This is a genomic window from uncultured Dysgonomonas sp. (genome assembly GCF_900079725.1).
Lineage (GTDB): Bacteria > Bacteroidota > Bacteroidia > Bacteroidales > Dysgonomonadaceae > Dysgonomonas.
In genome coordinates this window covers 4,051,574-4,065,609 of sequence record NZ_LT599032.1, presented here as the reverse complement: position 1 = coordinate 4,065,609, position 14,036 = coordinate 4,051,574, and the positions used below count along the sequence as shown (strand labels likewise).

At 40.0% G+C, this 14,036-nt stretch carries 15 protein-coding genes and 1 pseudogene; 8 read left to right on the top strand and 8 right to left on the bottom strand.

What is annotated here, in order from left to right:
• Nucleotides 1-128: 128 nt before the first annotated feature.
• The 4 genes and pseudogenes from QZL88_RS16730 (at nucleotide 129) to QZL88_RS16715 (ending at nucleotide 4,113) form a co-directional block, all read left to right on the top strand.
• Nucleotides 129-1,046: an endonuclease/exonuclease/phosphatase family protein gene (locus QZL88_RS16730; protein WP_296942980.1), complete on the top strand. Its 918-nt coding sequence runs from the start codon at nucleotides 129-131 to the stop codon at nucleotides 1,044-1,046.
• A 22-nt stretch (nucleotides 1,047-1,068) separates the two neighbouring features.
• The gene (locus QZL88_RS16725) at nucleotides 1,069-2,619 is read left to right on the top strand and encodes a family 10 glycosylhydrolase (protein ID WP_296942977.1); all 1,551 of its coding nucleotides are present in this window, start codon (nucleotides 1,069-1,071) and stop codon (nucleotides 2,617-2,619) included.
• Nucleotides 2,620-2,655: 36 nt separating this feature from the next.
• Nucleotides 2,656-3,762: pseudogene (locus QZL88_RS16720) on the top strand (THUMP domain-containing protein); the annotation flags it as partial.
• A 75-nt stretch (nucleotides 3,763-3,837) separates the two neighbouring features.
• On the top strand, nucleotides 3,838-4,113 hold the full coding sequence (locus QZL88_RS16715) for a DUF4884 domain-containing protein (protein WP_296942973.1): 276 nt from the start codon (nucleotides 3,838-3,840) through the stop codon (nucleotides 4,111-4,113).
• Nucleotides 4,114-4,116: 3 nt separating this feature from the next.
• On the opposite strand, the gene QZL88_RS16710 is transcribed toward QZL88_RS16715, so the two are convergent.
• The 7 genes from QZL88_RS16710 to QZL88_RS16680 all read right to left on the bottom strand — a co-directional run bounded on the left by QZL88_RS16710 (nucleotide 4,117) and on the right by QZL88_RS16680 (nucleotide 8,759).
• Nucleotides 4,117-4,716, bottom strand: coding sequence for an aminotransferase class IV (locus QZL88_RS16710; RefSeq protein WP_296942971.1), 600 nt, complete (start codon nucleotides 4,714-4,716; stop codon nucleotides 4,117-4,119).
• On the bottom strand, nucleotides 4,713-5,690 hold the full coding sequence (locus QZL88_RS16705; RefSeq protein ID WP_296942969.1) for an aminodeoxychorismate synthase component I: 978 nt from the start codon (nucleotides 5,688-5,690) through the stop codon (nucleotides 4,713-4,715). The genes QZL88_RS16710 and QZL88_RS16705 overlap by 4 nt, the downstream gene beginning before the upstream one ends.
• Before the next feature lie 122 nt (nucleotides 5,691-5,812).
• Nucleotides 5,813-6,190, bottom strand: coding sequence for a hypothetical protein (locus QZL88_RS16700; protein ID WP_296942967.1), 378 nt, complete (start codon nucleotides 6,188-6,190; stop codon nucleotides 5,813-5,815).
• Complete coding sequence (locus tag QZL88_RS16695; protein WP_296942965.1) at nucleotides 6,180-6,560, bottom strand: phage holin family protein; 381 nt, start codon at nucleotides 6,558-6,560, stop codon at nucleotides 6,180-6,182. The genes QZL88_RS16700 and QZL88_RS16695 overlap by 11 nt, the downstream gene beginning before the upstream one ends.
• Nucleotides 6,550-6,753, bottom strand: coding sequence for a YtxH domain-containing protein (locus QZL88_RS16690; protein WP_006799757.1), 204 nt, complete (start codon nucleotides 6,751-6,753; stop codon nucleotides 6,550-6,552). Before QZL88_RS16690 ends, QZL88_RS16695 begins: the two co-directional genes overlap by 11 nt.
• A 232-nt stretch (nucleotides 6,754-6,985) precedes the next feature.
• Complete coding sequence (miaB, locus tag QZL88_RS16685; RefSeq protein WP_296942963.1) at nucleotides 6,986-8,356, bottom strand: tRNA (N6-isopentenyl adenosine(37)-C2)-methylthiotransferase MiaB; 1,371 nt, start codon at nucleotides 8,354-8,356, stop codon at nucleotides 6,986-6,988.
• Nucleotides 8,357-8,477: 121 nt separating this feature from the next.
• On the bottom strand, nucleotides 8,478-8,759 hold the full coding sequence (locus tag QZL88_RS16680) for a hypothetical protein (RefSeq protein ID WP_296942961.1): 282 nt from the start codon (nucleotides 8,757-8,759) through the stop codon (nucleotides 8,478-8,480).
• 273 nt (nucleotides 8,760-9,032) lie between these two features.
• On the opposite strand from QZL88_RS16680, the gene QZL88_RS16675 reads away from it, so the two are divergent.
• From QZL88_RS16675 to QZL88_RS16660, 4 genes are all read left to right on the top strand, one after another.
• On the top strand, nucleotides 9,033-9,836 hold the full coding sequence (locus QZL88_RS16675) for a metallophosphoesterase (RefSeq protein ID WP_296942959.1): 804 nt from the start codon (nucleotides 9,033-9,035) through the stop codon (nucleotides 9,834-9,836).
• Nucleotides 9,817-10,461 (top strand): hypothetical protein, encoded by a 645-nt coding sequence (locus QZL88_RS16670; protein WP_296942957.1) that lies wholly within the window; start codon nucleotides 9,817-9,819, stop codon nucleotides 10,459-10,461. Before QZL88_RS16675 ends, QZL88_RS16670 begins: the two co-directional genes overlap by 20 nt.
• 71 nt (nucleotides 10,462-10,532) lie before the next feature.
• Nucleotides 10,533-11,054 carry a hypothetical protein gene (locus QZL88_RS16665; RefSeq protein WP_296941046.1) on the top strand — a complete coding sequence of 174 codons (522 nt, stop codon included), beginning with the start codon at nucleotides 10,533-10,535 and terminating at the stop codon, nucleotides 11,052-11,054.
• Nucleotides 10,976-11,875, top strand: a complete 900-nt coding sequence (locus tag QZL88_RS16660; RefSeq protein ID WP_296945052.1) for an IS3 family transposase — start codon at nucleotides 10,976-10,978, stop codon at nucleotides 11,873-11,875. Before QZL88_RS16665 ends, QZL88_RS16660 begins: the two co-directional genes overlap by 79 nt.
• Before the next feature lie 87 nt (nucleotides 11,876-11,962).
• Here the strand turns inward: QZL88_RS16660 and QZL88_RS16655 are convergent, their stop codons facing one another.
• On the bottom strand, nucleotides 11,963-14,035 hold the full coding sequence (locus tag QZL88_RS16655) for a dihydrofolate reductase (RefSeq protein WP_296942955.1): 2,073 nt from the start codon (nucleotides 14,033-14,035) through the stop codon (nucleotides 11,963-11,965).
• Between the last annotated feature and the right edge of the window lies 1 nt (nucleotide 14,036).

Sequence of the window (14,036 nt, the reverse complement as noted above, 5' to 3'; positions counted from 1 at the left end):
TAGCTGATTTGAACTCAAATTTTATATAATCATGCGTTTACTTTACTTTATATAAAAGACATCTTAGTTATTATTCCTACTTTTGTAAGTACATATTAACGATTATTACTTCTGATATATTTTTCCTTATGAAAAAAACTATTTCTTTATCGGTTTTTGTATTCCTATGTGTGAGTTTTATCTATGCGCAGGATTTAGTAGTAGGCAGTTATAACATCCGTTACAATAATCAGGGTGATGCGCAGAAAGGCAACGGATGGGAGCGCCGTTATCCTGTAATCACAAAGTTGATCTCGTTCAACGATTTTGACATTCTGGGCACGCAGGAAGTGCTTCACAATCAACTGGAAGACCTGCAACGTGAATTACCTCAGTACGGATATGTAGGGGTTGGCCGTGACGATGGGAAAACCGCAGGAGAATATGCTCCTATATTTTACAAAAAGGACAGGTTTGAACTGCTGAAATCAGGGCATTTCTGGATGGCCGAACAAACAGACTTTCCGAATAAAGGCTGGGATGCAGCCCTGCCGCGCATCTGTACATGGGCCGAATTTAAAGATAGGAAAAAGAAGAAAAAAATTTGGTTCTTCAATCTGCACATGGACCATGTAGGTGTAGAAGCGCGCAGGCACAGCGCACAACTGGTACTGAAAAAGATAGAGGAAATGTGCGGTAAAGATGCTGTAATACTGACAGGCGACTTCAATGTAGACCAGACTCACGAAAGTTATAAACTATTGGCAAATTCGAATATCCTGTTCGATTCGTATGAGAAAGCCGGAGTTCGCTATGCACTGAATGGTACATTCAACGCATTCAAGCCTAACCTGATGACTAACAGCCGTATCGACCATATATTCGTAAGCGGCAGATTTGAAGTTGATCGCTATGGTGTACTCACTGATACATACCGTGTTCCGATAGAAAACAGCGAAGAACTGCATGTCGGGGATTTCCCGAAAGAAGTGTTCTCAACTGAAGCAGAAACCCGTTTGCCATCAGACCATTATCCGGTGAAAGTTTATTTACACTATAAAAAATAAATACATATTTTAAACAGACTCCATGAATAAAAATAAAGCCCTTCATCTGCTCCTGACAGTTATAGTTCTATCTATACTGTCGTCCTGTAAAACCCAGCAACAACGTGTTACATTTACCGATATAGCCCACCCCAAAAGAGAATTCCGCGGGGCATGGCTAAGTACAGCCTGGCAAACAAGGTATAGGACTATGACAGTATCGCAGTTGAAAACATATTTCATAAAAACACTGGATGAACTTCATGCCGAAGGTATCAATGCCGTTATTTTTCAGGCACGTCCTTATGCTGATGCATTCTATAAATCGGAACTGGAGCCTTGGAGCGCTTTTCTTACCGGAACGCAGGGGGTAGCTCCCGAAGGAGGATTCGACCCTTTGGCATTCCTTGTAGAAGAATGTCACAAACGCAATATGGAACTTCATGCCTGGCTCAATCCTTACCGCGTATCAGCCAGCGAGAATGATATGTTCGCAAAAAACCATATATACCGTAGATACCCTGAACGGTTTCTAAAATACGGGGGTAAAATCTATTTCGACCCGGGCATTCCTGCCAACCGTAAATTTATCTGCGATGTGGTAAAAGATATTGTAATGCGTTACGAAGTAGATGCTATACATATGGATGATTACTTCTATCCTTACCCTATTGCCGGAGAAGGATTCCCTGATGATAACAGTTTTAGGACATATGCAAAACAACAGGGTTTCTCTCAGAATCAACTGACCGACTGGCGGCGCAACAATGTGAATTTGCTGATACAAGAGATAAAACATACCCTGATGACATCAAAACCATGGGTAAGATTTGGAATCAGCCCGTTTGGTATTTACCGCAATAAGAAAAGCACCCCTGACGGTTCGGGAAGTGATACTAATGGTCTGCAAAATTACGATGACCTGTATGCCGATGTAAAGTTATGGGTAAAAAATGGCTGGATAGATTACAATATGCCTCAGGTATATTGGGAGATAGGCCACAAAGCCGCCGATTATAAAACCCTGATCAAATGGTGGGCGTTCAATAATTACGACCAGCATCTTTATATCGGTCAGGATGTAAAACGGACAATGGATGCTAATACACAGCCTTCGGGTGATAATCAGCTGAATGAAAAGATGGTGCTATCGCGTAGTTTTACAACTGTACATGGCAACTGTTTCTGGCCGGCATACGAATTATTGGATAACTACAAGGGTATCGCTACCCAATTGAAAAATAATTATCACAAATACCCTGCCCTTATTCCGGCATATAAGCATATGCACAACAAAAGTCCTAAGAAGGTAAATAAGGTGGAGGAATCCTATACAGCAACCTCTCATACATTGAATTGGAAAAGCAATTCGGACAAATATGATCCTGAAACAGCCCAATACTATGTGGTTTACCGTTTTGCGAAAGGAGAGAAAGAGAATCTGGACAACCCTCAGTATATTGTAGCCATAACACGGGACAACAGCCTTGTATTGCCTTACGAAGGTGGTAATAAGGAGTATAAATATGTAGTCACCGCAGTAGACGCTTTCCACAACGAATCGAAAGGGAAATCGAAAAAAATAAAATTATAAGCTGATAAGCAAACGATGATAAAGAAAGAATTTACAATGATAGCCAAAACGATGGCCGGCCTAGAAGATGTTTTGGCTGAAGAGCTTATCGGACTTGGAGCAAATAATCTGGAGATCGGTAAGCGTATGGTTTCCTTCGAAGGAGATCTGGCAATGCTCTATAAAGCAAATATACACAGCCGGACAGCCTTACGCATACTTCGTCCCGTATTTGAATTTAAGGCTAAAAATACAGACGAAATATATAAGAAGGTAAAGGCTATGAACTGGTATGAACATCTGACAGAGGATAGTACTTTCGCCATTGACGCTATCACTTTTTCAGACTATTTCACCCACTCTAAATTTGTGGCTTACCGTGTAAAGGATGCTATTGCCGACTACTTTATGCAAAAAACGGGCAAACGTCCGTCTGTGGATACAAAAAATCCCGACCTGCTTATCAATTTTCACGTCGCGCATGACAAATGTACTTTGTCGTTTGACAGCTCGGGCGAATCATTGCATAAAAGAGGATACCGTGTAGCCCAAACAGAAGCACCTTTGAACGAAGTGCTGGCAGCAGGAATGATCCTTAAAACAGGATGGCGGGGCGAATCCGACTTTGTGGATCCGATGTGCGGTTCAGGGACACTGCTTATCGAAGCTGCTATGATAGCTATGAATGTACCGCCGGGGATATACCGTCAGAATTTCGCTTTCGAAAAGTGGAAGAATTTTAATGCCGACCTTTTCGAAACCATATACAACGATGATAGCGGAGAACGGGAATTCAATTATAAGATTTATGGATCGGATATTTCTCAGGAAGCTATCGATATAGCCGCAAAAAATGTTAAGGGTGCAGGTTTGGAACGTCATATCAATCTCGAAGCGAAGCCTTTCGAAAAATACACACAGGCTCCCGCGGAGAAAGGAATATTGATTACGAATCCACCATATGGCGAACGTATAAAACCGGAAGACCTGAACGGATTGTATGAAATGATAGGGGAACGCTTCAAGCATGTATTTATGGGTTATTCGGCATGGGTACTCAGTTATAAGAAAGAATGCTTTGATAAAATCGGGCTGAAACCATCTAAAAAAATACAACTTGTTAATGGTTCATTGCAATGTGAGTTCCGCAAGTATGATATATTTGCAGGAAAGAAGTACGATTCGAAAAGAAAAGATGAAGAATAAGGACTGAAGTCTAACAAAATAAAGAATAAGGATATGAAAGCACTCTTTACCTTACTTTTGACCAGCATAGTGGTCATTAATTTATCTTCATGTTATTCGCAGCGGCCTGTTGCCAGTAGAGCCTCTGATAATAATCAGACTTATAAGGTGGAATACCTTTTCGAACATGAAGGGTGTAAAGTATATCGATTTTATGACCGGGGTAACTATGTGTATTTTACTAACTGTACGGGAGACGTAACTGCTATTTCGACAGATTCGACTAAAACCAGAGTAGAGACTATTGTAAAAAGTAACTTCTTGAAATAGGCTCTATATAAGGTCGGAAGTTTCGAGGCTTACATCGTCTTCAAGGTCTATCATGGCATTGATTATGTATAGCCTTGAATACTCTTTTATGTCCTCCGCCTTTATCTCTTTTTCTTGTATAACGCCCTGTTCTAGCAATAATCGGCGCTTAGTTCCCGCCAGCAGATAAGAAGCGGGTGTGTATAAGCCCGATTCATTTCTGAATACGACATTACTGAATGATGTGTCGGTTATACAGCCATTCTTTACTATTAAGATATCATCACAATCTTCTTTTTGGGAGAAAAGGTTATCTATATTGTGCCTGTCCGCATATTTAAAAGAGTAGTCGATGCTATCATCAACCACTAACTTGAGTTTCCGGATAGCTCTGAACTTATAACATTGGTATTCAACGCCTATCACATGGTCGGAATATAGTATACGGCATTTTACTATCCCACTCCTGTATTCGGGCGGAATATCGCCTTCCGACAAGTCAACCAAAGTCGGTTTTGTGAAAAAGGTCTTTGACGTACGAAGAATGCGTTCCTGATGAAAAGGCAGGTTGCAGAACTTACCGTCCAGTATTTTTAATGCTTCGGTAAAAACAAGTTGCGTCATATTATCGGTAAATAGATTTTACTCAGTACCTCTTTATATTCGCTCTCACAATCGCTATAGGCAGTTATTCCTCCTCCACTTCGGAAATAGTACCGGCCATCGTCCTCTTCTATGAAACGTATCATTACCGCCGTATCGAGTTCTTTACCGTCATAGTAGCCGAATATTCCGGTATAGTATCCACGGGGTTCATTCTCTGCCTCTCTGATAATATCTAAGGTTGCCGGTTTTGGTGCGCCTGATATAGACCCGGCGGGAAGCATTCCGAAAATGATATCTCCGAAATTATCAGCGTAATCATCCTGTAACCGTCCTGTGATTTCAGAGCTTACCTGCAAAATATCGGTTCTGTTGGTTTTTATCCGGTCTATATACCTGAATCTGCTGACTTGCACATAATCGGCTACAATACTCAGGTCGTTGCGCAACAGGTCTACAATTGTATTGTGTTCTGCGGTTTCTTTATAGTCATTCAAGATAATTTGCTCGGCATTAGGAATAGAAGCGTCTATTGTCCCTTTCATCGGATTGGTAGATATAATCCGACCCGATATTTTCACAAACCGTTCAGGTGAAAAACAGACGAAGCGTCCGGGCAATAGCAGTTTATAAGGAGCATTACTATATGCGAAAATATCAGGGAATGATAGATTGGTAGATATGGGTGTCTTTATTGTCAGATTAGTAAGATAGGAATAACCTTTTAGCAAACCTTGGTGGACAATATCGAATTTCGCTTTATAAGCAGCATAAGTAAGAGGGTTCGTACTAAATTGTATATCGTTTTCAATTGCTTTTTTCACAGAAGAATTACCCCGTCCTCTTACATCGAATAATACCTCTGTCTGCCCGAGAGGATTTTCTAAAAAAAAGCCTTCGGTCAGATCAAAGTTAACAGTAAAGAGAAATGGCCGTTTCTCTTTACCATACACATTCATCTTGTGCTGTATATCTTCAACTCTTTTTGTAAGCATTTTACTTATACTACAGGAAAGAAAGATTTAAACAGGTACTAAAATGGGTTATCTAAGAACAAAAAACAAGAAAACGGCTCTACACCACTCCCTTGTTCCCTGTTATTTCTTTTTCGGTTGAATTAATCGTCGTCTTCGTCAGAGTCTCTCCGTCTTTTCTTTTTCTTTCCCGAGAAAATAGACTTTATCTTTTTGACAACAAAACGCAGCAGCATCGGTTGTACTATTTCCCATACAATAGGATAATATGCCATCAGGCTACCCAACAAGCCACTGTGTGCTACTCCTCCACCATCTTCGGCATCTTTAGATTTCTCTCCGGGTCCGAATCCGAATTGGCGAAGTATCGTATTCATCGCACTCTGAAAGAGGAGCGGGCCTGCATTATCGGAAAGATATGTCCAGTGTTCTCCCAGTCGCTCTTCGCTTTCAGCGCACTCACGCCTTGCTATTGCTTTTTCCTGACGGAGTTCTTCTAATGGTGTTAATTTATTTTTCATCATCATCCTCCATTCCTCTGAAAAAGTTTATAGTACTATTCAGAATCGATTCTTTTATCTTTCTCCTAAGCAGAAAAACAATCAATAGTACGAATAAAGAAAACAGAGCCATAATACCGAATCCGGCTGCCAGACTACTTAAAAGTTCACCTATAAAAAATGCCAGCCCGATGAGCAGGAAGAACATGAGTACAGCGATAATAGACAGAACTATTAAGCCATATCCTACTGCAGAAGCCGAGAGACTCAACTTCTCAAAAGCATCCAGTTTAAACAGCCGGATTCTTTTGTTGATATAGCTTAATAGTTCTAATTTGATTTCTTCAACCAGAGTATTTAAGCTTTTGTCTGTTTTCTGGTCATTCAACATCGTTCCTCAACTCATCTATTTTTTCCCGGCCTCTGCCTGCTGCATGTTTTACATTGCCTTTTACTTTATCCACAAGGCTGTTTATGTCTTTTAACCATTCTTCTTTCTTATCAGAAGCTGCAACATAGCCTACAGCAGCACCTAATGCTGCACCTATGGCTAAAAATAATAAATTAGAGCCAGTTTTATTCATAATTCTTTAAATTTTTAAATTAATCCTTTTTTCTATAACAAATATTTCCTTTCTATGTTTTCCAAAATGGACATCTAATATAGTTACTTTTTGAAAAAGCAGGAAAAATCTTTAATAAAAATAACTAAACTATGTATATATTTTACCGTCATAGAGCTATTTAGTACTCAGATAAGTAAAACAATGAAAACAAGTTAGAATTTAAAGATGCAATATTTATTCTATCTATAACTTAAATGGCCTCGCCAAATAATGTAGCCGAAGTGTTCCCTGTAATTCTGACAGTTACAAAATCCCCGATACGATGACTGCCCTTATCAAAGATAACAACTTTATTCTGAGAAGTACGCCCAAACAGTTGTTCCTTAGAACGTTTAGAGAATCCTTCTACTAATACTTCAAATACTTTGCCGATATCCCTTTTATTACTTTCGAGGGAACAGTCGTTCTGTAATTCTATAATTTCCTGCAAACGCTTTATTTTAAGATCTTCGGGCACATCGTCTTCCAACTTCTTGGCAGCAAATGTTCCCGGACGTTCCGAATATTTAAACATAAAAGCCGAATCGAAACATACTTCACGCATCAGAGATAGAGTCTCCTTCTGGTCTTCTTCCGTTTCGGAATGGAATCCGCACATTATATCGGTAGAGAGTCCGCATCCCGGAATAATCCGTTTGATAGCCTCTATACGGTTCAGATACCATTCCCTGTCATACTTACGTTTCATCACATTCAGCATACGGCTGCTTCCCGATTGTACAGGTAGGTGGATAAATTTGCAAAGATTGTCATACTTCGCTATCACTTCCAGCGTTTCATCAGTCATATCGGTAGGATATGAGGTGGTAAACCGGATGCGCATTTTAGGAGCTTCGAGTGCTACAATTTCGAGTAAACGGGAAAAGTCTACCACCGTACCATCTTCGTTCTCATAGCGGTACGAATTTACATTTTGTCCCAGCAGAGTTACTTCCTTAAAACCTTTATCGCGTAAATCGGCAACTTCGTTCAATATACTCTGAGGCAGGCGGCTGCGTTCGCGTCCTCTGGTATAAGGCACAATGCAGTACGAACAAACCTTATCGCATCCGCGCATAATGGATATAAAGCCCGAAATATGATTTCCTCCGATACGCAAAGGTATTACATCCTTATATGTTTCAGTTTTTGATAAAACGACATTGATTGCTTTTTCGCCACTTTCGGCGGCACCCACCAGATTAGGCAGGTCTAGGTAAGCATCGGGGCCTACTACCACATCGACATGATGTTTGTCGTGCAGTTCTTCTTTCACCCTTTCTGCCATACACCCGAGAACTCCGATAATCATATTGGACTTCTTCTTTTTCTTCAGGGCATTAAAATAGTCGAGTCGCTGGATAACCCGTTGTTCGGCATTATCACGAATCGAACATGTGTTTACAAATACAGCATCGGCATCTTCGAGCTTATCTGTCATGGTATAACCATCCATCTGCATCACAGATGCGACAACCTCGCTGTCTGCCACATTCATCTGGCAGCCATAGGTTTCGATGAACAGTTTTTTCTCTCCGGTTTCAGTCGTGGATTTAAAGTCCAGTCCTTTTTCGTTGTTCATAGAAATAAAATTTTAATAAATAATAAAATAAAAACGATTTATCTCAAATCGTTTCAGTCAGGCAAAAGTACAAAAAAAACGGAACACCGCATAAGTATCCCGTCCAAGCTATGTTAAATATCTACTCCTCCTCTTCTACTATAAACCAGCGGGTGCTATCCTTCTCTCGGGTAGCTGCTTGTCCCGGCTGTAAATCAGGTAATTTACGGAGGGCAGGCTCCATCTCCAGCATTTCATCTACAGATACAAGATAGGCATCTTCTTCATCAGCCACTTCTTCATCACCAAAAAGTTGCCAATCGCCGTCTTCATCATATAGAACGAAGGTAACCGGTGAACCGTTGGTCAGCACATAGCTGGTAGTTAATACCGATTTATTTTTTTGTTCTTCTTTAAATTTCATTTCTTATTATTTGAGAATAAAGATAGGTATTTTAATTATATAATGTTTTGTTTCTCCTTACCCTCTACGAAAAATATATTTGTTTTCCGCATCATGTGATCTCTCATATGTCCCCTAAAGTGAGAGTCTCCCTTCATTAATGCGTTAACAAAGTCGCCTTTTTGTTAAAATAAGTATAAAAAAGAACTGAATAAAGCACATTTTATACTTATTGGATACTAAAACCCATTTTTACACGTAAACTTGCACCTACTTTACTTATTATTAATTTTTATGAAGAAAACATACATATTCTTGTTTGCTCTTCTAACCTTCACAGCATGTGAGATGATAGAATATCACCCGTACGACGGGCGTATAAAAGGGGAAACAGGAATTAATGCAAAAAATATTGCACGTATAGAAGAGGCTTGCAAAGGTAAGAAATCGATCCGCTTTGTAATGACAGGAGATACACAACGCGCCTATGACGAAACAGAAGATTTTGTGAAAACTATAAATAAACGGAACGATGTGGATTTCGTTATTCATGGTGGAGATATTTCGGATTTCGGCCTCACTAAAGAATTTCTGTGGCAGAGGGACATTATGAACAAACTGAATGTACCATATGTGGTGCTTCTGGGAAACCATGATTGCCTGGCTAATGGCATAGATGTGTTCCATGAAGTATTCGGCGAGGTGAACTTTTCGTTTTTAGCAGGCAACACTAAATTCATATGTCTGAATACAAATGCCCTTGAATTTGACTATTCGCATCCGGTTCCGGATTTTCAGTTCATCGAACAGGAATATAAGGACGAAAGGGAAGAGTATGAAAAGACGATATTTGCAATGCATGTGCGTCCTTATTCGGAACAGTTCAACAATAATGTAGCCAATGTTTTTCAACGATATATAAAAGAATTCCGGAAATTGCAGTTTTGCCTGAATGCACATGACCACTGGGCACAGGTAGATGACCTGTTCAACGACGGGGTGATGTACTATGGTACCCCAAATGTGGCAAGACGCCAATATTTACTGCTGACAATTAAGCCTGACGATACATACGATTATGAAGTTATTGAATTTTAAATATAAATTATATCTGAGCATTCTTGCAATGCTTCTTATTACAAACACACTTGCGGCCCAGAACGGCTATGACAGACGCATTGAGAAATATAAATCGCAATGGGAAAACCTTATCCCCAATTATACCAAAGTGCAGTATGCCGGCGGAATGGGGCTGATATCATTAGGTTTGGGATGGGATTACGGAAAAAACAATCAGTGGGAAACGGATATATTCTTCGGATATCTGCCAAAATATTCAACCAAGCGTTCCAAGATAACATTTACTCTGAAGCAGAACTTTATCCCGTGGAAAAAAGATTTGAACAGACATTTCTCAATAGATCCCCTGGCTACCGGACTGTATGTAAATACTATCTTCGACGGGGATTTCTGGGTAAGTGAACCCGATAAATATCCCAGCAGTTATTATTCGTTTTCGACAAAGATGCGTTTCAATATCTATCTGGGACAACGTATAACGTATAATATCCCTCCGGACAAACGCTTCTTTGCCAAGTCACTCACACTGTTCTATGAGATAAGCAGTAATGACCTGTATATCGCCAGTGCTTTCACCAACAGTTATCTGGGCCCGAAAGAATATTTAAGATTATCCTTCGGGTTGAAAATGCTGATGTTCTGATACAAAAAATCCTGACAGATAAACTTTGAAGTGAGCCCCAAAGTTTGGACAAAAAACTTTGGGGTTTATTTATGAATAAAACACATTCCTTTTCCGACCGTCTCATGTATATGCATCTGCTTGAAGACGGTTACAGTATCAATTACGTAAGTACAAAGTATGGGATCGGTTTTAAGCTCTTAACTTGTTTGTGGATTCAGTATAAGCAGCATGGTTTAGAAGCCTTACGCAAAAAGAAGAATATTTGTGCAAGTGGAGAGCTAAAGCGTACAATAGTCTCCGATATTGAAAATAATCATTTATCTTTGGTTGAAGCTTCGTTAAAATATGGAGCAAGCGACAGCCGTATATCCACTTGGCTACGGATAGCCAGAACTGACGGTTTGAATGCGCTTGATATTACAAAAAAACGAGGCCGCGCAAAAGGTATGGGAAGACCTAAGAAGAAAGCACCTGAGACGGAACTCGAAAAGCTCCGTGAAGAGAATCTTAAGCTCAAAATAGAGAATGAGCTATTAAAAAAAGTGAAAGCCTTAGTCGAAGAAAAGGAAGCCCGTCTACGCAAGATTGGGCGCAAGCCATCCAAGGACTAAGGCAGAAAGGTCATGATCTTCAAACAATACTGAGGATCCATGGGATGGCTCGCTCAACCTTCTATTATCATATATCCCGTATTAACAGCACAGACAAATATGCTGATATAAGAAAACGTATAGTTGATATTTTTGAAGCTCACCACAAACGTTATGGGTATCGTCGGGTGTATATGCAGCTCCTAAATGAGGGATATTTGATTAATCATAAGACGGTGCAAAAACTTATGGCAGAAATGCATCTGAAATCAAAAGTCCGTAAGGTAAAATATAAGTCATATAAAGGAGAAGTTGGCAGGATTGCTCCTAACGTACTTAATCGTGACTTTAAAGCTGAAAAGCCATACCGAAAATGGGCTACAGATGTTACTGAATTTAAAATTGAGGGTAAGAAGGCATATCTTTCTCCTATTATTGATATGTTCAATGGGGAAATCATATCTTATACCATATCCGACAGTCCTGATTTAAAGATGGTTATGGATATGATAAAAAAGGCTCAAAATAAAGTGAACATAACCGGCGAACTTATTTTGCACTCAGATCAGGGATATCATTATCAACATAAGCAATATCAGATGACACTTAAAAAGAATGGAATTATACAAAGCATGTCTCGCAAAGGTAATTGTTTGGATAACGCTGTTATGGAGAATTTCTTTGGCATTATGAAGTCTGAATTACTATATTTGAAGAAATTTAAGAGCATCAGTGAGTTTAAAAAGGAACTGACAGAATACATCGAGTATTATAATAATGAGAGAATCAAACTTAAATTAAAAGGAAAGAGCCCGGTAAAATACCGAACTCTATACACTTGAATTTTTTATTAATCCGTCCAACTTTTTGGGGTCAGATCAACTTGTCAGGACTTTTTTATATTTATTTCCTTAATTCCGGATTCCGATTCAATCGTTATAGGTAGGTAATGTCGAAAACTCTTTCGAATAGCGTAGCATCTGTTCGGCATATCCTTCGGTATAAGAGATTTTCACGTCGGTAATCTTACCATCTTTATCTTGTACCAATTGGAATACCGGATTAACAAATCCTTTGTATGGTTTCATATTCAAAGTCTTGTAACGCTCCAGCACCTCTTTATGCAATTTTTGATCAACTTTTACCGCATAATTCGCTACAATAGCTTTTGCTCCATTGAAATCACCTTCCGATTTGATGCGCTGTATTTCGGCAAGTAAATCGCCAAATAATGTACGCAGTTTGGCATAATCGTTTACTACAACATATGTTTTGCCATCTCTTACCTTATATTCGACTACATTATCCGCTTTTCCTTTTTCATAAACCCATTTGGCTATCAATTGACGGTTGCGCATATGTGCCTCTTCGATGTCTTTACCGGGTTCGATACGCACAAGTTGCGTCATCAGTCCATTCATCATAAACTTATAGTATTCAGCCTTGTATGCATCCGCATTTGGGATAATCCCCAGTTCTACAAGTTTGGCATCGGCAAGGAAGTACAGTCCGAACAGGTCGGCACGGGCTTCTTCGATGGTAGAACTAAATTCACCCAATGCATTAGGGTCAACCTCAGGGAGTAATTTCCCCGAACCATGTCCCAGGCATTCGTGGAGGTCGGTATGCAACACATCGGTAATGAAGCCATATTCTTTTATAGAATTCACTTCAACATCCGACCACATAAACTCTTTACCGAATCCGGTATGCGCACCTGCAGCGTCGTATGCTTCCATTATATTCTCTATAGTCACCGATTTTGAACCGTGATCTTTACGTATCCAGTCCGCATTCGGCAGATTAATGCCGATAGGCGTTGCAGGATAGCAGTCTCCACCAAGTTGCGCAACGGTGATTACTTTGGCCGAAACACCTTTTACTTTCTCCTTTTTGAAGCTCTTGTCCACAGGCGAATGATCCTCGAACCATTGCGCGTTTGAACTGATGATCTCGGTGCGTTTTGTCGCCTCTACATTTTTGAAATTTACAATAGATTCCCAACTGGCTTTAATACCAAGAGCATCTCCATAAACTTCTGTGAAACCATTTACAAAATCGACCTGAGAATTTAAATCTTCAACCCATGCCACCGCATATTGATCGAACGTATTCAAATCACCGGACTTATAATATGATATAAGTTTAGAGATCACATTCTTCTGCGCGTCATTCTCGGCTACAGCCTGCGCTTTTTCGAGCCAGAAAACAATTTTCTCAATTGCAGGCGAATACAAGCCTCCTACTTTCCAAACCTTTTCGATCAGTTTCCCGTCTTGTTTTACCAAACGGCTATTTAGCCCGTAAGATATAGGCGTAAGGTCGGTCGTATCTTTCATTGCCCCGTAAAAGTCCTGAACTTCTTTTTGGGTAACTCCTTCTCCATAATAATTATTGGCAGAAGTGAGAATAAGGTCTCCTCCCGACTGGTTCACTTTCTTTGCCATTACCTTGGCATCGAACATGACAGGGGTAAGCATCTTTATAAAATCATCTACAGACTGACCTTCCTTTACCGGTACAAGTTCCGCCGGTAAGTTTTTTACCTGCTCCGCAAAAAATTCTTTAGAGAAGCCTGGCAAGAATTTTTCCTCGCCGTAGTGATGGTGTATCCCATTGGAGAACCACACACGCTTGAGATATACTTCAAACTCCTTGTAATCAACCGAATTCTTATCTCCTTTGTAATTTCCATAGATAGCCTCCAGCGTGCGGCGAATGGCGAGGTTGTACCGATTATTCTGGTCGAAAAGAATATCCCGTCCTTCGACAGCTGCCATAGAGAGATAATAAACCAATTCTTTTTGCTCCAAAGTCAGATTATTGAATCCGGGAACATAATAACGCAGGATTTCGAGGTCGGCAAAGGCATCTACCTCATATTTGAAATCAGCAGGGACAGTGTCTGCTTCAGCCTGCTTCTCCGGAGCTTTTTGCCCCCCTCCGCATCCGGCAAGCATCATTGATAATCCGGTCATAGTTATTAATATTGTTTTCTTCATT

Bases quoted from the DNA above. Each gene is read 5' to 3' on its own strand.
- QZL88_RS16730 (WP_296942980.1), top strand. From the start codon at position 129: ATGAAAAAAACTATTTCTTTATCGGTTTTTGTATTCCTATGTGTGAGT.
- QZL88_RS16725 (WP_296942977.1), top strand. From the start codon at position 1,069: ATGAATAAAAATAAAGCCCTTCATCTGCTCCTGACAGTTATAGTTCTA.
- QZL88_RS16715 (WP_296942973.1), top strand. From the start codon at position 3,838: ATGAAAGCACTCTTTACCTTACTTTTGACCAGCATAGTGGTCATTAAT.
- QZL88_RS16710 (WP_296942971.1), bottom strand. From the start codon at position 4,716: ATGACGCAACTTGTTTTTACCGAAGCATTAAAAATACTGGACGGTAAG.
- QZL88_RS16705 (WP_296942969.1), bottom strand. From the start codon at position 5,690: ATGCTTACAAAAAGAGTTGAAGATATACAGCACAAGATGAATGTGTAT.
- QZL88_RS16700 (WP_296942967.1), bottom strand. From the start codon at position 6,190: ATGAAAAATAAATTAACACCATTAGAAGAACTCCGTCAGGAAAAAGCA.
- QZL88_RS16695 (WP_296942965.1), bottom strand. From the start codon at position 6,560: ATGTTGAATGACCAGAAAACAGACAAAAGCTTAAATACTCTGGTTGAA.
- QZL88_RS16690 (WP_006799757.1), bottom strand. From the start codon at position 6,753: ATGAATAAAACTGGCTCTAATTTATTATTTTTAGCCATAGGTGCAGCA.
- miaB (WP_296942963.1), bottom strand. From the start codon at position 8,356: ATGAACAACGAAAAAGGACTGGACTTTAAATCCACGACTGAAACCGGA.
- QZL88_RS16680 (WP_296942961.1), bottom strand. From the start codon at position 8,759: ATGAAATTTAAAGAAGAACAAAAAAATAAATCGGTATTAACTACCAGC.
- QZL88_RS16675 (WP_296942959.1), top strand. From the start codon at position 9,033: ATGAAGAAAACATACATATTCTTGTTTGCTCTTCTAACCTTCACAGCA.
- QZL88_RS16670 (WP_296942957.1), top strand. From the start codon at position 9,817: ATGAAGTTATTGAATTTTAAATATAAATTATATCTGAGCATTCTTGCA.
- QZL88_RS16665 (WP_296941046.1), top strand. From the start codon at position 10,533: ATGAATAAAACACATTCCTTTTCCGACCGTCTCATGTATATGCATCTG.
- QZL88_RS16655 (WP_296942955.1), bottom strand. From the start codon at position 14,035: ATGAAGAAAACAATATTAATAACTATGACCGGATTATCAATGATGCTT.